The 24424-nt window shown below is 27.5% G+C and carries 21 protein-coding genes and 1 pseudogene; 7 read left to right on the top strand and 15 right to left on the bottom strand.

The annotated features are described in order from the left end of the window. Positions 1 to 63: 63 nt before the first annotated feature. From H0I29_RS13755 to lptB, 4 genes are all read left to right on the top strand, one after another. The gene (locus H0I29_RS13755) at positions 64 to 1032 is read left to right on the top strand and encodes an SIS domain-containing protein (protein WP_218752810.1); all 969 of its coding nucleotides are present in this window, start codon (positions 64 to 66) and stop codon (positions 1030 to 1032) included. Further along, the gene (gene tatC, locus H0I29_RS13750; RefSeq protein WP_218752809.1) at positions 1032 to 1859 is read left to right on the top strand and encodes a twin-arginine translocase subunit TatC; all 828 of its coding nucleotides are present in this window, start codon (positions 1032 to 1034) and stop codon (positions 1857 to 1859) included. Before H0I29_RS13755 ends, tatC begins: the two co-directional genes overlap by 1 nt. Beyond that, complete coding sequence (locus H0I29_RS13745) at positions 1834 to 2178, top strand: carboxymuconolactone decarboxylase family protein (protein WP_068448397.1); 345 nt, start codon at positions 1834 to 1836, stop codon at positions 2176 to 2178. The genes tatC and H0I29_RS13745 overlap by 26 nt, the downstream gene beginning before the upstream one ends. Positions 2179 to 2313: 135 nt before the next feature. Next, entirely contained in the window at positions 2314 to 3051 is a 738-nt protein-coding gene (gene lptB, locus H0I29_RS13740) for an LPS export ABC transporter ATP-binding protein (RefSeq protein WP_218733284.1), read from the top strand. On the opposite strand, the gene H0I29_RS13735 is transcribed toward lptB, so the two are convergent. Continuing rightward, complete coding sequence (locus tag H0I29_RS13735) at positions 3048 to 4280, bottom strand: ATP-binding protein (RefSeq protein ID WP_218752808.1); 1233 nt, start codon at positions 4278 to 4280, stop codon at positions 3048 to 3050. The genes lptB and H0I29_RS13735 overlap by 4 nt on opposite strands. Continuing rightward, positions 4252 to 4995 (bottom strand): phosphatidylcholine/phosphatidylserine synthase, encoded by a 744-nt coding sequence (locus H0I29_RS13730; RefSeq protein WP_218752807.1) that lies wholly within the window; start codon positions 4993 to 4995, stop codon positions 4252 to 4254. The genes H0I29_RS13735 and H0I29_RS13730 overlap by 29 nt, the downstream gene beginning before the upstream one ends. A 168-nt stretch (positions 4996 to 5163) precedes the next feature. Between H0I29_RS13730 and H0I29_RS13725 the strand changes: the two genes are divergently transcribed. The 3 genes from H0I29_RS13725 to H0I29_RS13715 all read left to right on the top strand — a co-directional run bounded on the left by H0I29_RS13725 (position 5164) and on the right by H0I29_RS13715 (position 8469). Then, complete coding sequence (locus H0I29_RS13725) at positions 5164 to 6147, top strand: YheT family hydrolase (RefSeq protein ID WP_218752806.1); 984 nt, start codon at positions 5164 to 5166, stop codon at positions 6145 to 6147. 70 nt (positions 6148 to 6217) lie between these two features. After that, positions 6218 to 7288 (top strand): PorV/PorQ family protein, encoded by a 1071-nt coding sequence (locus H0I29_RS13720; protein WP_218752805.1) that lies wholly within the window; start codon positions 6218 to 6220, stop codon positions 7286 to 7288. A gap of 5 nt (positions 7289 to 7293) precedes the next feature. After that, the gene (locus H0I29_RS13715; RefSeq protein ID WP_218752803.1) at positions 7294 to 8469 is read left to right on the top strand and encodes a DUF4105 domain-containing protein; all 1176 of its coding nucleotides are present in this window, start codon (positions 7294 to 7296) and stop codon (positions 8467 to 8469) included. Here H0I29_RS13715 and H0I29_RS13710 read toward each other — a convergent pair. The 13 genes and pseudogenes from H0I29_RS13710 to H0I29_RS13650 form a co-directional block, all read right to left on the bottom strand. Next, positions 8456 to 9838: an exopolysaccharide biosynthesis polyprenyl glycosylphosphotransferase gene (locus H0I29_RS13710; RefSeq protein WP_218752801.1), complete on the bottom strand. Its 1383-nt coding sequence runs from the start codon at positions 9836 to 9838 to the stop codon at positions 8456 to 8458. The two genes, H0I29_RS13715 and H0I29_RS13710, sit on opposite strands and share 14 nt — an antisense overlap. A gap of 105 nt (positions 9839 to 9943) precedes the next feature. Next, positions 9944 to 10849 (bottom strand): SGNH/GDSL hydrolase family protein, encoded by a 906-nt coding sequence (locus H0I29_RS13705; protein ID WP_218752800.1) that lies wholly within the window; start codon positions 10847 to 10849, stop codon positions 9944 to 9946. 3 nt (positions 10850 to 10852) lie between these two features. Further along, positions 10853 to 12277, bottom strand: a pseudogene (locus H0I29_RS13700) (MBOAT family protein). Between the two features lie 3 nt (positions 12278 to 12280). Continuing rightward, complete coding sequence (locus H0I29_RS13695; RefSeq protein WP_218752799.1) at positions 12281 to 13462, bottom strand: glycosyltransferase family 4 protein; 1182 nt, start codon at positions 13460 to 13462, stop codon at positions 12281 to 12283. Between the two features lie 31 nt (positions 13463 to 13493). Further along, the gene (locus H0I29_RS13690) at positions 13494 to 14822 is read right to left on the bottom strand and encodes a hypothetical protein (protein WP_218752798.1); all 1329 of its coding nucleotides are present in this window, start codon (positions 14820 to 14822) and stop codon (positions 13494 to 13496) included. After that, positions 14819 to 15832, bottom strand: a complete 1014-nt coding sequence (locus tag H0I29_RS13685) for a glycosyltransferase family 4 protein (protein ID WP_218752797.1) — start codon at positions 15830 to 15832, stop codon at positions 14819 to 14821. Before H0I29_RS13685 ends, H0I29_RS13690 begins: the two co-directional genes overlap by 4 nt. After that, positions 15822 to 17165, bottom strand: a complete 1344-nt coding sequence (locus H0I29_RS13680) for an O-antigen ligase family protein (RefSeq protein ID WP_218752796.1) — start codon at positions 17163 to 17165, stop codon at positions 15822 to 15824. The genes H0I29_RS13685 and H0I29_RS13680 overlap by 11 nt, the downstream gene beginning before the upstream one ends. Before the next feature lies 1 nt (position 17166). Further along, on the bottom strand, positions 17167 to 18243 hold the full coding sequence (locus tag H0I29_RS13675; RefSeq protein WP_218752795.1) for a glycosyltransferase: 1077 nt from the start codon (positions 18241 to 18243) through the stop codon (positions 17167 to 17169). After that, positions 18236 to 19363: a glycosyltransferase gene (locus tag H0I29_RS13670; protein ID WP_218752794.1), complete on the bottom strand. Its 1128-nt coding sequence runs from the start codon at positions 19361 to 19363 to the stop codon at positions 18236 to 18238. The genes H0I29_RS13675 and H0I29_RS13670 overlap by 8 nt, the downstream gene beginning before the upstream one ends. Further along, positions 19360 to 20358 (bottom strand): glycosyltransferase family 2 protein, encoded by a 999-nt coding sequence (locus H0I29_RS13665; protein WP_218752793.1) that lies wholly within the window; start codon positions 20356 to 20358, stop codon positions 19360 to 19362. Before H0I29_RS13665 ends, H0I29_RS13670 begins: the two co-directional genes overlap by 4 nt. 3 nt (positions 20359 to 20361) lie before the next feature. Further along, positions 20362 to 21501, bottom strand: coding sequence for a glycosyltransferase family 4 protein (locus H0I29_RS13660; protein ID WP_218752792.1), 1140 nt, complete (start codon positions 21499 to 21501; stop codon positions 20362 to 20364). 3 nt (positions 21502 to 21504) lie between these two features. Beyond that, the gene (locus tag H0I29_RS13655) at positions 21505 to 22857 is read right to left on the bottom strand and encodes a glycosyltransferase (RefSeq protein WP_218752790.1); all 1353 of its coding nucleotides are present in this window, start codon (positions 22855 to 22857) and stop codon (positions 21505 to 21507) included. Then, the gene (locus H0I29_RS13650) at positions 22847 to 24424 is read right to left on the bottom strand and encodes a hypothetical protein (protein ID WP_218752788.1); all 1578 of its coding nucleotides are present in this window, start codon (positions 24422 to 24424) and stop codon (positions 22847 to 22849) included. Before H0I29_RS13650 ends, H0I29_RS13655 begins: the two co-directional genes overlap by 11 nt.

Below are 24424 nucleotides of genomic sequence, written 5' to 3'. Positions count from 1 at the left end.
AAATTTGCTTGTTTCTTAATCTAAAGATATAACTTTTTTTTATTCTGATAAAACACCAAACATTTGAAAAAGACAAACACAATTATAAATACTGCCAGAGAAACTATTTTAACAGAAAGTAATGCTATTGCTAATTTAGCAAAATTAATTGATGCGGACTTTGAAGAGGCCGTTAATTTTATTTTAAATTCTAATGGAAGGGTTATTGTAACCGGAATTGGTAAAAGCGCAAACATTGCTGCTAAAATAGTTGCTACATTTAATTCTACAGGAACACCTGCTATTTTTATGCATGCTGCAGACGCTATTCATGGAGATTTAGGAAATGTACAACAAGACGATGTTGTTATTTGTCTCTCTAAAAGTGGTAATACTCCAGAAATTAAAGTTTTAGTTCCATTGATAAAAAATTATGGGAATAAAATAGTAGCAATTACAGGAAATGTAGACTCCTATTTAGGCGAACATGCAGACTTTACATTAAATGCTTATGTAGAAAAAGAAGCGTGCCCAAATAATTTAGCACCAACAACAAGTACCACTGCACAATTAGTTTTGGGTGATGCACTGGCTGTTTGTTTACTAGATTTACGCGGTTTTACAAGTAAAGATTTTGCAAAATACCATCCTGGAGGCGCTTTAGGTAAGCGTTTGTATTTAAGAGTAGCTGATTTGGTAGAAAAAAACCAAGTTCCTACTGTTAACGAAACAGATAGTATTGCAAAAGTTATTGTAGAGATTTCTGAAAAAAGATTAGGGGTTACTGCTGTTTTAAATAAAGAAAAATTAACAGGGATTATTACCGATGGAGATATTAGAAGAATGCTTTCTAAATCTACACAAATTTCTCAAATTACAGCAAAAGATATAATGGGTAAAAACCCAAAAACTATTTTAGAAGATGCAATGGCGGTAGATGCATTAACTCTAATGGAAAAAAATAGCATTACACAAATGTTAGTTGTAGACCATAAAAACAAATATGTTGGTGTTGTACATTTACATGATTTAATTAAAGAAGGTATTTTTTAATGGCAGAGCAACAAAAAGAAATGTCCTTTTTAGGTCATTTAGAGGAATTAAGATGGCACTTGGTAAGAAGTGCTGCCGCAATATTTATCATAGCAATTGTATTATTTGTGTTTCAAAAAGAAGTGTATGAAAACTTCTTATTAGCACACAGAAAATCCGATTTTATAACCTATCAACTATTTTGTGATTTTTTCACTTTTTTTAAGTTGGATAGTAGCTTTTGTAATGTTGTTTTTAAAGACAACTTAATAAGTTTAAAGCCCACCCAACAATTAATGAATTCTATTTGGTCTTCATTTATATTGGGTATTATTTTGGCGTTCCCTTATCTATTATGGGAAATTTGGCGTTTTGTGGCACCTGGATTAACAAAAAAAGAAGTAAATAAGTCTAGAGGATTTATTTTTATAGCTTCTTTTTTATTTTTCTGTGGTATCGCATTTAGCTTTTATGTAATTGCACCTATTTCTATACACTTTTTGTATAATTATCAAATTACAGATTTAATTCAGAATAACTTTACAATGGACTCTCATATAGGGCTAGTCACCAATATGTTATTAGGTGTTTCAATTTTATTTGAACTACCCGTTTTAGTTTACTTTTTAACTAAAATTGGTTTAGTAACACCAGAGTTTTTAAGAAAATACAGAAAACATGCTTTAGTAGTTGTATTAATTTTAGCAGCTATTATTACGCCACCAGATGTTGCTAGTCAAGTAATTGTGGCCATTCCAATCCTTATTTTATATGAGGTAAGTATTAGAGTTTCTAAAATAGTAATAAAAAAACAAAATAAAAATGCACGAAAAGGTACAGGAGTTTAATGACTATCGTCAGAAAATGAACGATAAAATTTTAGATTCTGATAATAAAGTAATAAAAAGAATATTCAATTTAGACACAAATACCTTTAAAGAAGGTCATTTACCTGTTAAAACAAAAGAGCTTTTAGGTTTAGTTGCTTCTGCTGTTTTACGATGTGATGATTGTGTACAATATCATTTAGAAGCTGCTATGAAAAATGGAGTTACTAAAGAAGAAATGATGGAAACAATGTCTATTGCTACCTTGGTTGGTGGTACTATTGTAATTCCGCATTTAAGAAGAGCTGTTGAGTATTGGGAAATGCTAGAAAATAAGTAAGCTCTTTTGAGTTGCATTAATCAGTAAAAAATGAATGTTGTGAATCTATTAAGATTAAAAAAAACATAATTTATTACTTTTACACAAACTAACATTACACGTTTCAACAATTAAACAATTACATATTTATAAAATATGATTTTAAGAGCAGAAAACATAGAAAAAATCTACGGAAGTAGAAAAGTTGTTACCGGGATTTCTTTAGAGGTAAAACAAGGTGAAATCATCGGACTTTTAGGTCCTAATGGTGCCGGAAAAACAACTTCTTTCTATATGATTGTTGGGATGATAAAACCAAATTCTGGTAAAATTTTCTTAAATGATGAAGAAATTACCGAAGATGCCATGTATAAGCGTGCTCAGAAAGGGATTGGTTATCTAGCGCAAGAAGCTTCTATTTTTAGAAAATTATCTGTTGAAGAAAATATTATGTCTGTTTTACAATTTACAGATTTATCTAAAAAAGAACAAAAAGAAAAATTAGAGTCTTTAATTGAAGAGTTTAATATTGGCCATGTTCGTAAAAACAGAGGAGACTTATTATCTGGAGGAGAAAGACGTAGAACAGAAATTGCACGTTGCTTAGCTTCCGATCCAAAATTTATTTTATTAGATGAACCTTTTGCTGGTGTAGACCCTATTGCTGTAGAAGATATACAAAGCATTGTGGCTCATTTAAAAGACAGAAATATTGGTATTTTAATTACAGATCATGATGTACAAGCAACTTTAGCGATTACAGATAAAACCTATTTAATGTACCAAGGAAGTATTCTAAAAAGCGGGACTCCAGAAGAATTGGCAGCAGATGAAATGGTTAGAAAAGTATATTTAGGTAAAGACTTCGAATTGAAAAAGAAGAGAGTTTTTTAATCTTTACAGATTGATAATTTATCTTCTTTTTTAGAAATATTAAAATAGAAACAAACTCCTTTTTTATTATTTTCTCTTTTCTTTAAACCAACATTACCTCCAAGTCTTTTTACTATAGATTGTACTGTTGATAAACCAATACCGGTATTATTATCATTTGTACTTCCTAAAGTTTCAAACATTTCAAAGACTTTTTTAAAGTATTTTTCTTCAATACCAGGACCATTGTCTTCATAAATGAAATAATAGCTTTCTACATCCTCTTTAAAACTAACAGTAATAATAGATTTTTCTTCGTCAAAAAATTTCCTTGAATTAGATATTAAATTCTGAAAAACTTGTAGAAGCCCTATTTTAGAAGTAAAAACATTTAGATTTAAATGAGAAGTATCTAAGAATATCTTATTTTCAAAATCTATATTTGTTATAATGCTATCTAAAAATAATTTTAAATTAAAATGTTCAAAAACAATATTTTCACTGGTTACTTTAGAATAATTTAGAATTTCGTTTATCAAAGTATTTATATATACAACTCTATCTGAAATTAAACCAATGTACTCTTCTGCTCCTGTATTTTTAAAAAGAGCAATATGATCTTCTTTTAAAACATCTAACAAAAAACTTACACCATTTATTGGCGATTTTAAATCGTGTGTTAATCGATAAGCAAAACTATTTAGTTGGTCGTTTAACTTTTTTACCTCGCTATTAGAAGTAGATAATTCTTTGTTTTTTTTTCGAAGTTCTAAAAGTACAACTACTTGTTTTGATAATAATTTTAAAGAATCTTTTTGATTATCTGTTAGAATCTTTGGTTTGTTATCAATAACACACAAAGTACCTAAAGGAACCCCTTCTGAACTATTTAATGGTGCGCCTGCATAAAAAATTACATTCGGTTCATTAATCGTTAAAGGATTATCAAAAAAACGTTTATCTTTTGTTGCATCATTTATTATAAATAACTCATTGGGATCTAAAATTGCATGTGAACAAAAAGCGACATCTCTTGGTGTTTCTGTTACGCCTTCTATACCGTGTGTAGATTTAAACCATTGTCTATTTTTATCAATAATAGAAACTAGGGCAATTGAAGTATTACATATACTTGATGCTATTTTTGTAATTGCATCATATTCATCTTCCGGTAAAGAGTCTAAAATATTATAACTTTTTAAAACGTCTAACCTTTCTTGTTCATTTTGGGGGATTCTGGCTATTTCCATTAAATACAATTATTTTGTTAATAAGTGATATTATAATGTACAATATAATAATAAATGGAATAGAAAGGAAATGTAAAGTGTAAATTAAAATTAAAGATGCAAAAAGAAAAGAATATACAATTATGTTCTTTTTAAATGAATAATCTTTAAATTTTAAAGAAAATAAAGGTAATTCTGCATTCATTAAATAGGTTAAAATCAAAGTAACAGCAATTAAAAAGTAATTACTTGCTATTAACTCCTGAGCAAATGCTACCGTTGAGTATTCTTGAATTAGAGGCAAAGAAATGATAAATAAACTCATTGCAGGTGTTGGCAAACCTATAAAAGAATCTGATTGTCTTGTATCAATATTAAATTTGGCCAATCTATAACAAGCTCCTAAAGTTAATAGTAAACCTAAAAAAGGCAAATAACTTTGCTCATTAAAATCTTGTATCCCTGCAGCATTCTCTATCAATAATTTATAAACGATAATTCCGGGTACAACTCCACTTGTAACCATATCCGCCAAAGAATCTAATTGTTTACCTAACTCTCCAGAAACATTTAGTAAACGCGCTGCAAAGCCATCAAAAAAATCAAATAAAATTCCTAAAACAACAAATAAACCTGCATATATAAAATTACTTTCAACCGCAAAAATAGTAGCTACTGTTCCACAAAAAAGATTACCTAGCGTTATTAAATTAGGAATGTGTTTCTTTAAATTCATTTTTTAGTTTAATTGAAAAGCTAAAATAAGAAATCAAATTTGCGTGGTTTAAATTATTCTTTATTTTTTTATGATATTTGTAAGTATTTTTTAGAAAAAATCACAATTCATACTATACAACGAGTAAAACTTTTAATTTCAATTTTTAAAATAGTTTAATTTCAATATATGCCTGTATTTACGTCGGACTTCACTCCTACTTTTCTCTTTAAAAGTGGTCATTTTAATACTATTTACAGATCTGTTTTTACCAAAGAACATTGTAATTATCAACGAAAAAGAATTATTACTTGGGATAAAGATTTTATTGATTTAGACTTTTCTTTAGTGGGCTCTAAAACCTTGGCTTTATTAATTCACGGTTTAGAAGGAAGTTCTAATTCTAAATACATCATATCTACCACAAAACATTTAAATACAAAAGGATTAGATACTGTTTGTTTTAATTTAAGAGGTTGTTCTGGTGAAGATAATTTACTTTTAGGAACGTATCATAGTGGTAAAACAGAAGATGTAGATTTTGTTGTAAAACACCTTTTAGCCCATTATGACTATGAGAATATTGTACTAATTGGTTTTAGTTTAGGCGGTAATTTAACCTTAAAATATATAGGTGAACAATCTGAAAATATATCTTCTAAAATAAAAGGAGGAATTGCTGTTTCTGTTCCTATTGATATTGCTTCTGGAGAATATGAATTAGAAAAATTAAAGAACAAATTGTATTTAGAGCGGTTTTTGAAAAGCATGAAAATTAAAATTTTAGAAAAAGCAGCAAAATTTCCTGAATTTCATGTAGATAAAGATCAATTGGCAAAGGCTACCCGATTTAAACATTTAGAAAACCTATATACTGTGCCTATTTTTGGTTTTAAAAGTCCAGAAGATTACTGGGAAAAAGCGAGTGCCAAACCGTATTTATCAAAAATAAAAATACCAACTTTACTCATCAACTCTAAAGATGATACTTTTTTATCTGATAAATGCTTTCCTTTTGAGGAAGCTAATAATTCTAAAAATTTCTTTTTTGAAACTACAAATTATGGCGGTCATTGTGGCTTTATTTCTTCTTTTTACAACGCTAAAAACAACTGGCTAGAACTTAGAATTGAAAGATTTATCAAACAAAATATCCAGATTAATCTATTGTAAACAATATCTTTAAAAAACTACTGTTATTTTAGTATGTTTTTAGATATTTGTTACTGATAATTTTCACTCTTTGAAACAAAAAATATTATTTTTTATACTACTTAGTCCGCTCCTTTTATCTGCACAAGCATTTAGAAGTTACTCTAATGAATTTTTAACAATAGGAGTTGATGCGGCAGGCTTAGGAATGAGTAAAAGTGTTGTTGCTACAACCAATGATGTAAACTCTATTTATTGGAATCCTGCGGGATTAGTAGGTATAGAGGACTATCAAGGATCGTTAATGCATGCTTCTTACTTTGCCGGAATTGCAAATTATAATCACGCTAGTTTTGCAATGCCAATAGACAAAGAAAGTGCCGTTGGAGTTTCTATAATTCGTTTTGGGGTAGATGATATTTTAAATACCACAGAGTTAATTGATAGTGATGGAAACATCGATTATAACAGAATTCAACTATTTTCTTCCGTAGATTATGCTTTTAACTTTGCGTATGCTAGAAATTTAATTTTTAAGGATGTTAAATTTGGTGTAAATGCTAAAATTGTTAGAAGAATTATTGGTGATTTTGCTTCTTCTTACGGATTTGGCTTTGATGCAGGAATTCAGTTTGAACGAAATTCTTGGAAATTTGGATTGATGGCAAGAGATATTACCACTACTTTTAATAGTTGGGCAATTAATGAAGATGAATTTAACAAGATTAAAGACGCCATTCCTGGAGAAAATCAAGATTTACCAGAAACAACAGAAATTACCAAACCTAAATTACAATTAGGAGTGGCTAAAAGTTGGAGAATAGGCCATATGTTTAATCTACTTTCGGAAGCAAATGCAAATATGCGTTTTACCAAAACCAATGATATATTTTCTTCTGATGTAGTAAGTATAGATCCAGCAATGGGTTTTCAGTTAGATTATGATGAATTAGTTTTCTTAAGAGCCGGTGTTGGTAATTTTCAATACATAACAGAATTCGACAACACAAGATCACTTTCTATGCAACCCAATTTTGGTGTTGGCTTTAAATACAATGGCATAAAAATAGATTATGCTTTAACAAACATTGGTAGTGTTGGTAATGCATTGTATTCAAATATTTTTTCAATCACTATAGATTATAGTTTTTTTAGACCTTAGTTTTTATGAACAAAAAGTACTTTCTCTTACTATTTTTACTTTCCATATTTTCACCCTTAAAAGCACAAGTACAACTTTCTGAATATGCAGAAGTAAGTATTGTTACTGCAGGACCAGGAGAAGAATTATATGAAGCTTTTGGACATTCTGCCATTAGAATTAAAGATCCCGTTTTAAAATTAGATTTAGTTTACAATTACGGAATGTTTGATTTTAATCAGCCTAACTTTTATACAAATTTTGCAAAAGGAAATATGATTTATAGCTTAGCTCGTTATGATTTTAAATACTTTATAGCAAGTTACAGAAGAGACAAACGTTGGTTAAAAGAGCAAGTTTTAAATTTAACACAGCAAGAGAAACAACGCTATTTTAAGTTTTTAGAAAACAATGCTTTGCCAGAAAACAGCAACTATCAATATGATCCTTATTTTGATAATTGCGCTACCAAATTAAGAGATATTACCAAAACTATTTTAGGAGACAAAGTTGTCTTTGACGACAACAACCTAGAAAAAAACCTCACATTTAGACAATTAACAAACAATGAAATTCCTTGGAACTCTTGGGGAACTTTTGGCTTAAATTTAATAGCAGGTACAAAACTAGATGAACAAGCTACTTTTGAGCAATATATGTACTTACCAGACTATGTGTATACTTCATTTAAAAGCGCTACTGTTTTTATTAAAAATCAACCACAAAAATTGATAAAGAAAGAAATAGTACTTCTAAACTTTAAAGAAAAAAAAGCTAAGACATCTATTTTTAATCCTTTTTTAATCTTTAGCGTTTTAGCCTTATTAGGTATTTACATTACATATAAAGACTTTAAAAATAATAAAAGAACGAAGTCTTTAGATTTTACCTTATTCTTTGTTACAGGTCTTATAGGTTGTGCATTATTTTTTCTTTGGTTTTTCTCTACACACTCCACAGCACCAAATAACTTTAACTTATTATGGGCATTTGCTCCTAATGTAGTGGTTGCTTTTCTATTGTTAAAAACACATCAACCAAGATGGTTGAAAAAATACATGCAATTATTACTATTATTTCTAGTTATAATTCCTATTTTGTGGATTGTAGAAATTCAGGTGTTCCCTGTAGTTATAATCCCTTTATTGGTGTTCCTTGCAATAAGGTATTACTATTTATCAAAAAAAATTATTGACCTTTAAAATATAAGACCGTAGTAAATGTCTTTATAAAAATTTTGAAATCTAAAAAAGTACTACGCTCTTTAATATAATATAAGTCGTAACGTAATTTAGTTTCTTGCTCTTCTATAGTATTTGCATACGGGTAATTCACTTGAGCCCAACCCGTTAGCCCAGGTCTAACAACATGCCTAATTGCATAAAATGGTATCTTATCTTCTAAATCTTTTACAAACTCTGGTCTTTCTGGTCTAGGACCAATTAAACTCATATCTCCTTTTATAATATTAAAAAACTGAGGCATTTCATCTAGTCTAGTACGCCTTAAAAACTTTCCAAAAGCAGTAATTCTAATATCATTTTTTTTAGCCCAAACTGCTCCTCCTTTTTCAGCATCTCTAACCATAGACCTCAGCTTAAAAATTCTAAAAGGTTTACCATTCTTCCCAACTCTTAATTGAGTGTAAAACAAAGGACCTCTGTTTGCGATAATGTTACCAACAAAAATTAAGGGAATAACACATAAAAAAACTATAGCTCCAATTAATGAAAGTAATATATCTACAATTCTTAAACCAAAAAGATAAAAATTATTAGAATTATTCTTACTAAAATTGATGTGCCTATAAAAATTATGGTCTAAATATTCTCTAGGAATTCTAACATTTACATCTTCATAAAAAGTTTCATAACTCACAATATTTACGCCTTTCTCAAATAACAAAATAAGCTCTTTGTTTAGACGATTCACTACTTCTTCAGAAAGGTCTCTTTTAGAAACAACTACTTCTGTAATAGAATTGTCTGCCAAAATTGAAGATATTGTAGTTTTAGAAATATCTATAAAACCATTAATTCCTTTAATTTCTTGATCAGATAAATAAGCAGAAACATCATGATAAGAATCATTATATACTTGAGTAAGTAATTTTTTAATTCTTTCTGAATTACCAACGAAAATGATAGATTTAAAATATTTTGGAGAAAATATTAATGATATATATATAAAACGCCAAAGTAAAATAGGAATAAAAGAAAGCAAAAAGAAATAGCCTATTTGTAATCTATTAGGAGGTAATTCTGGCGAATAATAAGGAGTAAAAATATAAAAAATGGTAGTTGCAAAAACCGTAAGAACAGCCGCTCTAACGGTTAAATACCTATTATTAGAGACGTTTAAACCATACAGTTGAAAAATTTGACCAAAAATTGAAAAATAAAAAATTAATAATAATAACCAATTAAAAATGGCATTGCTATTAAATTTTATGTAGGTAAAATTGATAAATAATGAAGCTAGGTACAAACTAGAAATAAGAATAATAACATCTATTATTCTTAAAAAAAGTTTTCTTTCGGATACATTAAAGTAGGATATTTTTGTTGCCAAATGATGCTGTTTTTTAACCTGTTTTAATTTATTCAATTACATAAATGAGATTGAAAAAAGATTACTAAAATACTTTTTGGGAGTTGGTAAATTTATAAAAAAATATTAATTGATTAACATTTTAAAATTATTTATAAAAAATAATGTACTCTGTTTTCTTCCTTTAGTATTTACATGTATTCCATCATAAAATAATTCATTTTTATCTTCTAAAACTGATGAATGGTTTATAATAGTATATTCTAATTTATTATTAAAAGTAAACTTTTCTTGCTGATAAGGAGCGATATAAATTATTAATTCGCAATTATTTTCAATCAAATAATTTTGAACCTCTTTAATTATTGGATTGGTAATTTCTGTATTTATTTCTTTAATTTCAGAATTAAGGTTAACCTCTTTATGACTAGAAGATGGGTATGAATAGTTACCAAACTCATCAAATTTATTTCTAAACTTAGGTTTTATTGCACTCAACGTTGCAGGTAATAATAATTCTAAATTATAATATGAATAAGCAAAAAAAGGATTAAAATTAGAATTAGTTAATATGTTTAAAGCACTGTTTTCATATTTTTTAAAATGATTTCTCACATAATCTCTATTTACAAACGGTGCAAATCGATAGTCATTATTACCTAATTCTAAAGACGTTTTTGTAAAATGATTGGCATCTAAAACTAAAACCAAATAATCTGCTTTAAAATTAGATCTAAAAAAATGTTGAATCATTAAAAATTGAGTCTTTAAATCGGTATCATCCATAGATAAGTTAACACCTTTTACGCCTAATTTTTCATCAATTAAACCGCTATTAAGAGTCGTTAAACCTCTACTTGAACCTACTACAAAATAATCTAATTTTTTATCGGGATTAAATCCATTTACTAAAAAAGAACTTTTATAAAAAGTAGATTTTCTTAAAAAATAATTAGTACCAAAAGCAATAATATTACCTATAATTAAAGTTAAAGCCGAAAAGTAAATTATTTTTTTTATAAATTTTTTCATCTTTTAAAATTGAAAATAGATAAAATCTGCATGATTTTTTATCGCTCCCAAGAAAGCAGTAAATAAACATAAGAAAATTAAAAAATAAGAATTAAAATACGTTTCAACTCTTCCTTTTTTATCGTTATAAAGCTCTGTTGCTATTAAAAAAACAATGCTACAAAACGTAATACCTGTAATAATTAAATACTTACTTGTAGAAGCATAAAAACTTCCTCCGTTAGTTAAACTTAGAATTCTTGAAATATAATTAAAAGCATCAGTAATAGAAAGAGACCTAAATACAATCCATGAAAACATCACCAAAATAAAAGTAACTGCAATTTTTAAAATATTTAAATTGATATTCGTTTTCTTTACGTCTATTTTTTTCTTTTTTAATGCTATAAAAAGAGGAATATACAAAACTGCATGTATAAATCCCCAGAAAATAAAGGTCCAATTAGCACCATGCCAAAACCCACTAACTATAAATACAATGCCAACATTTCTTATAGACTTAAGTAAAGTTCCTTTACTTCCTCCTAGTGGAATATATAAATAATCTCTAAACCAAGTAGAAAGAGAAATATGCCAACGTTTCCAGAATTCCCCAATATTTTTTGATAAATAAGGAAACTTAAAATTGGTCATTAAATCAAAATTAAAAAGTCTAGCTGTACCAATTGCAATATCTGAATAACCAGAAAAATCTCCATAAATTTGAAATGAAAAAAGAAAAGCTCCTATTAAAAGAGATTCAAAAGATTGATTTTCATAGTTGTTAAAAATACCATTTACAATAATGGATGCATTATCTGCAATTACTATTTTCTTGAAAAATCCCCAAATAATTAGTTGTACACCAGAAACTGCTTTTTCATAAGAAAATGTTCTTTTCTTATAAAATTGTGGTAATAAATTTGATGCCCTTTCTATGGGGCCCGCAACTAATTGCGGAAAAAAACTTACAAATGATAAAAAAGCTAAAAAATTATTGGTTGGTTCTAGTTTCTTTCTATAAATGTCTATTGAATAACTTAAGGTTTGAAATGTATAAAAACTGATACCAACAGGTAAAATAATTGTAAGTCTTTCGGCTGAAATAGAACTCCCAAAAAAGGTAAATGCTGATGTAAAACTCTCTAAAAAGAAATTATAGTATTAAAAAAAACCAAGTAAACCTAAATTAACAACAATACTTATTGTTAAAAATATTTTTCGTTTAGACGAGTCATCTACTTTTCCTAGTTTTTTTCCAATAAAAAAATCTATGATAGAACTAAATAGTATTAAAATAAGAAAACGCCAATCCCAAAAACCATAAAAGACATAACTAGCAATTAAAACAACCCAATTCTGTCGTGTATTTGTTTTTGAAAAAACAAACCAATAAAGAATAAAAACTATTGGAAAAAAAACAGCAAAATCTATAGAGTTAAAAAGCATTTTTTAATTTAAGTTTATAAAATGTTGAAGTTTCTCCATTTGTAACTCTAAGTTAAATTCATTTACGTGAGCATTAATGTTATTTTTAGAACACATAATGTAATCACTATTATCCATTTGTTTAAAAATAGAAATGTTTTTACATAAGCTTTTAAGATCGTTAGGCTCAGAAAATAAACCAGATTTTTTAGCATCAATAATTTCTTCTGCTTCACCAGAACCTACATATAAAATAGGAATACCTAATTGCATTAATTCAAATATTTTGGAAGGTACAGCTCCATAAATTTTATTTTTTAAAGGAACAAAACCAATATCGAATTTTCTTATTTCATCTTTAATTTCTTTGGCCGATTTTACTCCATGAAAAAAAATATTGTTATCAGATTTTTCTGCAAACTGCTTAATTTCATTTTCTTCCATTCCTGCACCATAAATATGTAATTCTACACCAATTTCTTTAAAATTTATTTCATTACAAATATTTAAAATACCTTGTGCATAACCTAATAAGCCTGCATAGACAATTTTTAAATTGCCCTTGCTTTTTTCCTTAACCGAATACTTTCTGTAATTAGGTACATTTCTATAAATTAAAAAATCTGTATCAACAACTCCCTTTATATGCGTTAATATTTCTTCGGATTGTCCAATAATCTTATCAGCTAATTTATAATTTATTTTTTCTATTTTTTCTAAAAAGCTATAAAAGCTCCCTTTTTTAATCACCTCTAACTCTAAAGCCGACAAAGGCCAAATATCAGAAACATTTAAAATATTTTTACATCCTAAAACCTTACTCAAAAGTAAGCCAGATAGCGCAACTAATAATGGTGGAGACTGAATAATAAAAACATCTGGTTTTTTTCTTACTAAACTAAAAATAGAAAACCAAAAAGACCAAGCAAATGATAACATACTAAATAAGCGTACAGTTGCTTTTTTTGATTTAGAAGGAAATATCCAATATCTTTTTACAATAATCTCTTCTACTAGTTCTTCTACAAAAAACTTTCCACTATATTTTTCAAAAATTTTACCTTTCGGATAATTAGGTAATGGGCACATAACAGTAACCTTATTCCCTTTACTTTTTAAGCCTTCTGCTAAATTTTTAATTCGATTGGCAGCTGCCCCCATTTCTGGAGGATAATAATTAGAAATAATGACAATATTTTTACTCACAGTTATAAATAGGTGTTTTGTAAATGAATTTTTATTTTTTTAAAAGCTTTGATTCAACTATTTGTGGTTTTCCAGATTTTGAAGCAGCTATAAAGCTTACTTCTTTATAACGTATTTTAAACTCTTCATCTAAAATATACTTTTGCAACTCCTTTGTTACACGTACTAAAACATCTTTATTAAAGCCCTTATCTTTAATATATTCAATAGTTATTTCACTTAGTTGTTCTTGAATTACTTTAAATTGTTTTATTTCAAGAACATACTCAAAAATACCAGTAAAGGAATGTACGGTCAGTTTTTTATTCTCAGACAAAAGTACAATATCAGTATCTCTACCAATAATTTTTTCTAATAGAGGATAATTAAAATCTCGATTTTCCGGGTATTTTTCTTTAGGTAATTTAATCGCTAAATCTCCAATTTTATATCGTATTAATGGCATCGAAAAACCATCTAATCTTGTAACAACTACATGTCCTAACTCTCCATCTGGTAAAGGATTATTATCATCATCTAAAATTTCTAAATATACATGTGGAGACATAATATACTTATATTCCAAATCTTTTTGACTCGCAATTAAAAAGCCTTCATTACAGCCATAAGTATCATAAACTTTAGTTGTAAAAGCTTTTTCTACATTTTTTTTATAGTGATTAAACATTTTATCTCCAAAACTAATGGCTGCCTTAAAATGTATATTGTAATTGTGTTCTAAAGCATATTCAGCAATAATATTCAAAGAAGATGCGTAACCTGCTAAGTAATAATTATTAGTATTATTCAACTCTTTAAAAAGGGTTTCTAACTGTTTTTCGGTTAATGAAAAAGCGGTTATATACTTTGTTTTAAACAAACTATCTTTTATAGATTTTAAAAAACCTCTATTGGGAGACATCCCCGTTTGTACAATAGAATCTCCTACTTTATAACCACTCCACTCCCACCAATGAGATAAAATAGCTCTAATAATTGACTGCTCTTTTTTATCCATAAAAACAGTGCTTTGAATACCTGAAGAACCACTACTCGAGTAAGATATTAAATTAGCTTTATTTACTTTATTAGAAAGTAAGCTATCTGAATTACCTCTAATATCATCCTTTGTCAAAATAGGAAAACCTTCTAACCAGCGATAAGGATCTTTCCCTTTTAATTGAATGGAATTGTATTTAGAAACTGTATTTACCGTATGTTCTAAAATATTTTTTAGATTCTTTTTTTGAAGATTTTCTAATTCAATTTCAGATAAACCGTCTACCTTTCTCCAATATTTTAATTGCTTTAAATATGAAGATTTATTCATAAAATCTCCTAGAGGTAAAAATAGATTTTCAATTAATTTATTATAAATCATTTTAAAATTTTAAACCATTTATACTTTATAATATCCCAATCGAATGTTTCTGCTTTTTCTCTAGCCTTTTTGGATAATGTTAGGTATTTACCTTCAATAACATCAATAATAGCATTTGTCATTGCATCAACATTCTCTTTATCAACCAGTAAACCATCTACCTTATTTTCTATTAAATACGGCATTCCTCCTACATTGGTACTCACAATAGTTAAACCTAACGCCATTGCTTCAATCACACTTATCGGAGTATTATCAAAATTAGTAGTATTTATAAAGACATCATATTCTGTAGCTTTTTTATGCCAATCTTCTTTTGTTAAAACGCCTGTAAACTCAACAGAGTCCTCTAAATTATATTTTTGAACTAAGTTTACAGTTTCTTGATATGAATCATCTAAAAATGGACCAACCATACACAGAACTGCATCAGGGTATTTCTTTTTTAATTCTAAAAGTATTTTAATCGCTAAGGTTGGGTTGTATAAATGTTTAAAAGATCTTACCCATAATAATTTAGGCTGAATGTTTGTTCTTTCTAAGTATTTATAGTCTTCTAAAGGAATTGTATTAGGAATAAATTCTGTTTTAAAGTTCTCTTTTTTAAATGCAACTTTTAAATAATTAGAAGGCGCTACATTTTTATAAGCATTTTTAAAAATAGTTTTTGATAATACTGGATTTTTGATAAGTCTTTTAGGTAAATCTCCTCCTCTTAAAATAGGAATGTATTTTAAAGAAAATAGTTTACATATTAATGAGATGATATAAGCATAATAAAAATTTAGCGTACTAAATGTATCGATCAAAACAAAATCCACCTTATTTCTTAACAGTATAGTCTTATAGATCATATCTAATAATCTAATTAATTTATTAGTCTTATTAGAGACTACTGTTAATTGAAAATGTTCTTTTTCTAATAACTCAGAAAGTATCGCTATTGAAGTTTTGTATTTAGATTTCTTAGAAAGATTATTGCCTATATATAAAATTCTTTTATTTATCATCTATCAAATCATTTTCAATGTCTGTAATTCTTATCAAACTTAAAGCATATATAAAACCAGGTAAAGCAACTCTCATTGCCGAATGGTTAATCGTTAAAAACCACATTATATAAAATGCTATTATAAATGCTTTTTGAAAGTTATTTGCTTTAAAAAAGTTAATGAGTGGTACAATTAATAATAATAGTAACAAAATAAACCCAATTAGACCATGTTCTTCCACTAACCTCCCCACCTCATTATGAGAGGCTGCCGTAAGTCTTTCATGAGATTTCATTCTTTCATACTTACCATTTCCTACACCAATACCCAAAGGATTCTCAAAGAAATTTATAAACTGATAAGCTAATATATCTATTCTACCAGTAGTAATATCTTTTTTTTGTATTCCAGCTGCATTTTTACCTGTAAATCTATTATCTAACATTCCACCAGTTATATTAGAGGTATAAACCCAAATAGCGACAAGAAAGAATCCAAGAATTAACGCATATTTAAACACTACCTGCACACTCATTTTTTTATATAAAATAAAAAAAAACGCAAACAAAATTAAAGCTATAGCTGCCGTAAAAAGTCCACCTCTAGAAAAAGTCAATAAACCTCTGTATATAAAGTAAATTAAAAAAAAAGAATCTAAATAAATATACCCTGTTAGCTTCTCTTTCAATAGTAAAAAAATAGCTATAATAAGTATACCAAGTCCAACAGCTGTAGCCACTTGATTAGGACCAAATCCCCCTGAGGTTTCAGCTAACGCAGCCCCTCCAAAAAGAATTTCTTTTAAATCTGGAGTTCTAAAATACATATATGTAATCATCGAAAACAAGGGCAGTAACATAAAAAACAAGCCATCCATTAATTGTTGTTTACTTATAGGCCTATAATAAAAATATAAAGCACAAACTCCTAGAACAATAGGACCACTTAAATTAAACACAATATTTGTTCGTAAAGACTCTCCTTCTGGTACTTGTGTAAAAACAATACCCAATAATAAAAGTAAAATATAAAAAAGATAATGGACAGAAAACCTTTGTTTAAAAGGTCCTAAAAAGATTCCCAATACTAAAAACAGCATTACTCCGTATTTACCTGTTTCATAAAGAAAAAGCCCTTTAATCATTCTTAAAAAGATTTCTCCTCCTGCCATATAAGAAGCAAATAAAAAAGCTTCTTCATTTCTATTATTCGAACTAAAAATAACTATTAAAGGAATAATAAGACATACCAATCCATAAATTTTCGGGAATAAAGGAAATGTACCTAAATACCCTATAAGAATATGAATAGCTATAAGTTTTAATTTATTATTTAATATATATTGAATCAAATTATAAAGTGTATATTTTTATTAATTGTGTAATAAAATGTTTTTGTGAGTATTTTATTTGCACATTTTTATGATGTAATTCTCCATAAATATTTCTTTTATCTCCTGAAAGAATATATTCTTCTAAGGCTTCTGCCAATTCTAAACTATTTTCTTTGTCTACAACGATACCAGATTTTCCGTTTTCTATCACCTTATTACATTCGCCTACATTAGTTACCACTACAGGTAGTTTCGCCAATCCATATTCTAATAAAGAAACTGGTAAACCTTCTGACTTAGAGGACAAAGCCCCAATTGTAGCTTGGTTAAGTATGTTTTCTATATCTAAACACAAACCATATAAAAAAACAGAATTCTCTAAACTTTTTTCTAAAATAAATTGTTTTATTTTTTTTGAATAATTGTCATTAAAATCCTTACCTATAATATGTATGGTCCAGTCGGTGTATTTACTATGTATTTTATTAAATGATTCTAAAAGGTTTAGATGATCTTTAACTTCTCTCAAAGAAGCCAAAATTACAATTCTTTTATTTTCTTTCCCAAGTAACTGTGTTGTTTTATTTTTATTTATAAATTGAGGAAAATTATCTAATTTTATTGATTTTTTATGTTTTAGTTCGTTTTTTGCCCAAATATTAAGTTCTTCATTAACGCTAATAATTCCGTCAAAAAAAAGACTCATAAACTTAATTATAAAAAATTTAAATCCTTTTAAATTCACATAATTACCGGTGTGGTTATGCCAAATTATTTTTACTTTAGGATAGATAATCTTTACACAAAAGGCAAAAAAATAAGATGTAGTATGAGCATGAATAATACCAATATTATTTTTCTTTAAATACTTCTTAAATCTAATAATTGCAGAAAAATCGATACTTTTTTTTCTTTCTAAAAATAAAAACCCTATATTTTCTTTGAAATTATTTTTTAAAACTCCTTCTTTTCTTGTTGTACATAAATGTGAATTTATACCTTCATCACCAAGAGCGTTTACAATATTAACAGCTAACACTTCTGCTCCACCTGCATCTAAAGAATCTATAAGCTGTATAACTCCTATTTTATGCATTTAAAAGTATTTTTTTTATTTCTGATGAAAATTTTTCTAAAGTATATTGTTGCGACCATTTTTTAGCTTCTAAAACTTGTTTTTGATAGCCATCTTTGTTTTTGATATAGTTTTCAATAACAGTCACAATTTCATTTTCTTTTACATTACTTTCTACTATGGTTCCTCTAGTTCCAGAACCTAACATACTATCAATACAAGAAACTTTAGATGAAATAGGTAAGCAACTCCAAAACATGGCTTCTGCAACTACTTTTGGCCAACCTTCAGATTTAGAAATGAAAATTAAAAAATGCGCTTTTTGAAACCCTTTTTTAACGACTTCTTTAGATTGATTGCCATGTAAAATAATATTGTCTTCGAGATTATTTTGTTCAACATATTCTTGAACTTTTAAAAACTCTCCCCCATGACCATACATATTTAACTGTGCTTTTATATTATTTGCTAAAAGTTTTTCTATAACTTTAACGCTTAACAACGGTTGTTTTCCCTCTGTAAAAGCACCAACAAAGATAAAATTAATTTTAGAAGAAAAATCTTTTTTAGGTACTTCTATAATTTCATCATTCACATAAGATGCTGTAAAAAATGGAACAATATTCTTTGATTGATTCTCCCATTCTCCATACACCAAAACTTTACAATTTTTAGTTAAAAAAGTATTTGAAATTATCCATTTTTGAATTCGATAACTTACTGGTTGTTTACTTTTAGGATCCCAATTACCTGCATATTTTACCGTTTTGGGTTTAGAAGGGAATAAAATTTGCACAAAACAACCTAATAAACCTACATTACCAGGGCAACGTAAATGAATGTGATCTGCCCAAAAACAAGCCTTTATAATTTGAATTAAAATGAACGGAATTTTAAATATAGAAACTAATTTAGTTTTTAAAGACAATACATTAAAACTAGGAATTTCCTTTAAATGAATATTACTTCCTTTATAAGCTACTTCAATAGCTTTCATTTTTTCTTCGGATATAGGGGCTACTATTCTAGTTTCAGAAACATTTTCTAGCCAAAGATTCATTTCACGAACATAAGGTTCGTAAGCAAAGAGTTTTTCATTCTTCCTTTTATGTAAAGTATGTGTTATAATCGCAAACTTCATACTTTTAATGGTTTGTTAAAAATTAAACTAATCCACCCCATTTTTCTACCCAAAGCTTCTGTAAATGCTTCTTTTTTCTTATTTCCTTTTAAGCAATTAGAAAAACGAATTGTCATTAATAGCAATACAGTAGCATTCCATTTTAATCTTGCTTTTAAAGATGGCTTAGGAAATTTTGTTCGCCAAACATACCACCCATTTCTAATTACCATTTTTCCGTAAGAATACTTATTGGGCCTTCCTCCGTCTTCATGATAATGATGCAAAGTAGCTGATGTATTTACATATAAATTATAGGTTTTAGAAACCCTTAAACAATATTCTAAATCTTCATACAAACCATAGCCTTGAAAATATTCTGAGAATTTTATGGTATCTACCACTTCCTTTTTAAAGGAAGAAACGCCTCCCATAAAATATTCTGCATTATAGATTTTATTGTTTGGAGGTAAACTTCCTACAGAAAATCCGTTTGAAAATTCTGGCATTAAACAAGGTGCTTTATCAGATAATAATCCTAATCGTTTTCGTAAAACATTTCTACTTCCTAAATTTCTAACATAACCATCAATTTCATACTCTTTAAAACTTGGCTTATCACCTTTGTTTAAACCCCTCCATTTAACTTCATTTAAAATATAACCTCCAACTCCACCAGCTGCTGGATATACTTTATATGTATCCATTAAATTTTTAAAATACGGTTCTTCTAAAATAATATCATCATCTAAAAAACAAACAACTTCTATATTTTCTGATACTCTATCAATACCAAAATTACGTTGTTTTGTTAATCCCCTATTTGCATCATCAACTTTAAAATAGTTAAGGTTTTTAAACTTATTTTCCTTTAAAACAATGGTTGTTTTATCATCTGTAGAACCATCAATAATTAAAATCTCATTAGGATACAACTCTTGTTTTTCTACAGATTTTAGCAACTTTATAATTGCTTCTGGACGCATGTAGGTGCAAATAATTAAACTAAATTTCATCTATTAAAGTTTAATATGATTATACAGTTTAATATTCTCTATTATTATCTTATTCATATCAAATACATCTACAATTCTTTGTCTCGCATTTCTAGCCATTTTATCCGCTTCTTCAGGATTATTTAGTAAAGTTAAAGTCTTATTTTTAAAATCTTCTGTATTTGTAGGATCAATCATAAAACCAGTAACTCCATCAATCATTAATTCTTTAGCCCAACCTATATTAGAGGTTATTAGCTTTTTTTCCATAGACATGGCTTCTAACCAAGTCATAGGAAAAGCCTCTGCAAAACTAGGTAACAAAACCACTTCTGCTTGTTGTATATAATTTATTACTTGGTTATAAGGAACAGCTTCTACATAGCTTACTTTTTGTTTTGCTTTTTCTGAAAGAAAATCTTCTATCATACTTAAAGTAGAGGCTCTTGTAAATATATCTTTATTATCTTTCCCTAACAAAACAAGAGTAACCTCCTCATCTACTGCTACTAATTCATTAAACATTTTGGCTATTTCCAACACTCCTTTTTTACGAATAAGAGTACCAAAATACAAGAGTGACCTTGCTTTTATCTGTTGATGATTGGGATTAAACCCACAAGAAGAAATAGCATTGTAAATTGTATCTATTTCTTTCTTAACACCAAACAATTCTTTTGTTTTTAAACCAACAAAACTGCTTACCCCAATAATTCTATCAGCTCCATTAAGTGCTGCTTTTTCAAAAAACTTATTCTTCTTTTTAACAGGTCTATTTTCTAAATCACAAAAATAAGTATCAGATCCATGCAAACGTATTAGCAATGGGCACTTAAAATTCATAAACGCAGTAAAACCTGTCCATTCGGGAGCTTCAATTACCTCTATCTTATTTTTTAAAATAATTTTATTTACATACTTATTAAAAACCCTTCTATTTGTATACCAAGTAATTCCTTTTACCCTTTTTTTAATAACAAAATGAATTTCAATTCCATTTTCGTTATAAACCTCAGCTTTATTTTGGCTATGAACAAAAACGGTGACTCTTTCTCCTTTTTTAACCAATTCATCTGCTAAGTTTTTTGTAAACGTCCCAATTCCGCCAATACTTCCTTTAAAGTTGGGGTGTGGGTATTCTGGAGTAATAAAAGCAATATGCATATTTTAAATTATTTCATTTAATACATTCATATAATTAGTAGCAAAACCTTCTATTGGATGCTTCACAATAGTTTCTGCCCATTTTTGTTGTTTTACGATTGCTGTTTTATTTTCTGCGGATATTCTTTTAAAAATTTCCGTAAAGTCATTCTTACTTTTAAGATGATAAATTGCGTTATTATATTCTTTTAAACTTTTAAAATGAACCAATTTATAAATTTCATCAATAGAAAATAAAGGAGAACTATTTTTAACCGTATAATCTAAATAAAAAGCAAGTTTACCTAATAAAGTTGCATCTAACCCCATGGTAGAGCCAACATTAACCATAGCATCTGTATAATATAATGTAGAAAATAAAACTTGAGAAGCATTAAATTTAGACTCTTTTTGATGTATCACTCTAGTAACATCTTTAGGCTTTTCTTTTAATAAAGCATCAAATCGATTAGAACCTTCAGTTGGGTGAGGTCTAAATATTATATGAATATTCTCTTCATTTATAGAATTGTATTTTTTTACTTCTACAATTAAATCTTCTAAATATTGAGGTTCATCTTGCCCAATAGCTTTAAAGTTTGCCGAAAAACAAATATAAAATTTAGCTTTTGGAATTTTAAATTCATTGAAAAAATCTTCTTTGTGTATTAACTTCTGATTAGAATTATAATCATGAAATTGAGGTGTACCAGTTGTAAAAATAGTATCTACTTTTACATTAGGATAATAATCTAACAATTCATTTTTCATGTAATCACTCCAAACTGCATAATAATCTGCATTTACTAGTTTGTTACCTTTAACAATATTATCCCAAGAATGAATAGAACTTAATACCGGTAATTCTATCTTGTTTGCTGCTAATGAAATACCTAAAGTTATGCTCGTAGATTGATGCGTTATTAATAAAATATCTGGATTTTCTTCTTTTAAAATTTTAGTAGCTTCTTTAAAAAAACGTGTTTTTTCCACATAACTATTCAGTTTATTTTCTAAAAATGAAATTCCTTTATCTGATTTAAAAAAATTAGAAAATAAAAGAATGCTTTTAAATTTTAATATATTTTTAAAACCTTGTACTCTTTTAAATCGCCTATAATAAGTATGTGTACGTTGTTTCTTCGTTTTATCGGAATACTTTAAACTCGCTTTTTCTTTTAAATACTTTAAATATTCAATTTTACCATTAAAATCTAAAGAAGGTAATTGAATTGAAGGAAAACGAGTTTCTCCATCATACCAAATCTTTAAATCGTATTTGTCATGTAATGATTTTAAAACACCCGAGTTTTCATAATTCTCATAATTAGACTTATTTACAAAAACAATTACTACTTTTTTCTTTTTAATTGACATTGCTCGCTTTATTTTTAAAATTGCTTAAAAATAATAATAGAGAGATTAATCTATGTAAAAAATAAATTCCCCTTCCTGGGTCTTTAATCTGTTCTTTACACAATTCTATAGTAGCTTCTTTGTCTAAAAATTCTTTTAAAACATCAAAGTTTTCTTCAATGATTTTAATATAAATAGCACCAATATAGGTTGTAAACCTATGATTCCAATCTTGTACCGTAGTATCTGTTTTTTCTAATGGAAATTTAAAATATTTTTCTAAGGAATTGTTAGACTTTAAAATTATTTGATGATGTAAATTATCATCTATAAAATTACTTTTCTCCAGTCCATAACTATGTTTCATAAAGTTATAAGCCAAAAAAGGTGATGTTTTATCTGCATAAACATTAAGTATTTTATGTCTATTTCCAAAATTACCAGGCATTCTTGCTTGCCTGTAAAAGTTAATAGAAATAGCACTATTTTCATCCTTACAATACGTATCTTCTAATAAACCTAAAAGCTCGCTTCTTTGTGTAGAAAACAACTTTTTATGCTTATCATTTATAACTTTGTTTACAAAAATATCTGGAGTTAAATATTCATCAAACTGTTCTTTATTAGATAAGTTATGATCTAACAAAAGACGTACACAAGCACCAGCTTCTCCCATAAGGTAATTGCTGTTATCTGGAATGTTAGATGCAAAACTAACCATATCTACATATGATAAAGTAGATAAACCTCCTGAAATATTTGAGATGCTATTCGCAAAATTTAAAAAATTAACTTCACTTACATTATCAAAATTTTTAAATGGAAGATTTAGTTTTTTACTTATAATTTTTCCTTGCTTCACATCTGCAGCATCTTCACTTCCAAAATTACAAAGCTCTATATTATTTTTATCTTTTAAAGTACTTAAAATTGTTAAACAATCTCTACCTGCTGTTATACCAACAGTAACGTTTTTAAATTTATTAGACTCTTTTGCAAAAGCTTTAATTGCTTTATTTAAGTTAGGTTTACTTTCTAAAAAAGTAAATTTATCCTCAACTATTTCATTACCTTTTATAGTATATTTAATAGCTGCTTTTACTTTTTTTAATTCTTTATATAATTCTGGAAAAGGGTCTACTCTATAGCCAAAAGTAAGTTGAGAAAACAAACCTAAAGGAGCTATCGTTAACTCTTGTTCTAGTTTTTCTATCTTATAGTAATTTTCAAAAAACACAAAAGAAGCATCCTTTTTTAAATAGTAAAAAGCACCAATACCTAAAGCATCAGAAAACACTTCAGTCTTCTTGTTTTTTTTGTCATGTACAAAAACCTGAAAAATTCCATCTAAATTTGAAAGATTCGATTTTAATACTTTTCCTTTACTAGAAATAACATTTGAGATAAACTTTTTAAATTGCTTTTTTTTATTATCCGAAGAAATTAATAAAAAAACAAAACCACCTGTTTTACAACTTAAATGCTTACTCCCTTTTAAATCTTTTTTGGGTTTAAAAAAGGTGTATTTAAACTTATTTTTAGAAATAGTTACATGCGTATTAATTGCTTTTTTTATGACTACATTCAT

This window comes from Polaribacter sp. R2A056_3_33, from assembly GCF_019278485.1.
Lineage (GTDB): Bacteria > Bacteroidota > Bacteroidia > Flavobacteriales > Flavobacteriaceae > Polaribacter.
The sequence above is the reverse complement of the archived record's forward strand: the minus strand, read 5'-3'. Positions and strand labels throughout refer to the sequence as shown.

Excerpts from the sequence above, each read along its gene's own strand:
- H0I29_RS13685 (WP_218752797.1), bottom strand. The coding sequence starts at position 15,832 with ATGATAAATAAAAGAATTTTATATATAGGCAATAATCTTTCTAAGAAA.
- H0I29_RS13655 (WP_218752790.1), bottom strand. The coding sequence starts at position 22,857 with ATGTCAATTAAAAAGAAAAAAGTAGTAATTGTTTTTGTAAATAAGTCT.
- H0I29_RS13670 (WP_218752794.1), bottom strand. The coding sequence starts at position 19,363 with ATGAAGTTTGCGATTATAACACATACTTTACATAAAAGGAAGAATGAA.
- tatC (WP_218752809.1), top strand. The coding sequence starts at position 1,032 with ATGGCAGAGCAACAAAAAGAAATGTCCTTTTTAGGTCATTTAGAGGAA.
- H0I29_RS13735 (WP_218752808.1), bottom strand. The coding sequence starts at position 4,280 with ATGGAAATAGCCAGAATCCCCCAAAATGAACAAGAAAGGTTAGACGTT.
- H0I29_RS13665 (WP_218752793.1), bottom strand. The coding sequence starts at position 20,358 with ATGAAATTTAGTTTAATTATTTGCACCTACATGCGTCCAGAAGCAATT.
- H0I29_RS13650 (WP_218752788.1), bottom strand. The coding sequence starts at position 24,424 with ATGAATGTAGTCATAAAAAAAGCAATTAATACGCATGTAACTATTTCT.
- H0I29_RS13745 (WP_068448397.1), top strand. The coding sequence starts at position 1,834 with ATGCACGAAAAGGTACAGGAGTTTAATGACTATCGTCAGAAAATGAAC.
- H0I29_RS13730 (WP_218752807.1), bottom strand. The coding sequence starts at position 4,995 with ATGAATTTAAAGAAACACATTCCTAATTTAATAACGCTAGGTAATCTT.
- H0I29_RS13715 (WP_218752803.1), top strand. The coding sequence starts at position 7,294 with ATGAACAAAAAGTACTTTCTCTTACTATTTTTACTTTCCATATTTTCA.
- H0I29_RS13675 (WP_218752795.1), bottom strand. The coding sequence starts at position 18,243 with ATGCATAAAATAGGAGTTATACAGCTTATAGATTCTTTAGATGCAGGT.
- H0I29_RS13690 (WP_218752798.1), bottom strand. The coding sequence starts at position 14,822 with ATGATTTATAATAAATTAATTGAAAATCTATTTTTACCTCTAGGAGAT.
- H0I29_RS13660 (WP_218752792.1), bottom strand. The coding sequence starts at position 21,501 with ATGCATATTGCTTTTATTACTCCAGAATACCCACACCCCAACTTTAAA.
- lptB (WP_218733284.1), top strand. The coding sequence starts at position 2,314 with ATGATTTTAAGAGCAGAAAACATAGAAAAAATCTACGGAAGTAGAAAA.
- H0I29_RS13725 (WP_218752806.1), top strand. The coding sequence starts at position 5,164 with ATGCCTGTATTTACGTCGGACTTCACTCCTACTTTTCTCTTTAAAAGT.
- H0I29_RS13705 (WP_218752800.1), bottom strand. The coding sequence starts at position 10,849 with ATGAAAAAATTTATAAAAAAAATAATTTACTTTTCGGCTTTAACTTTA.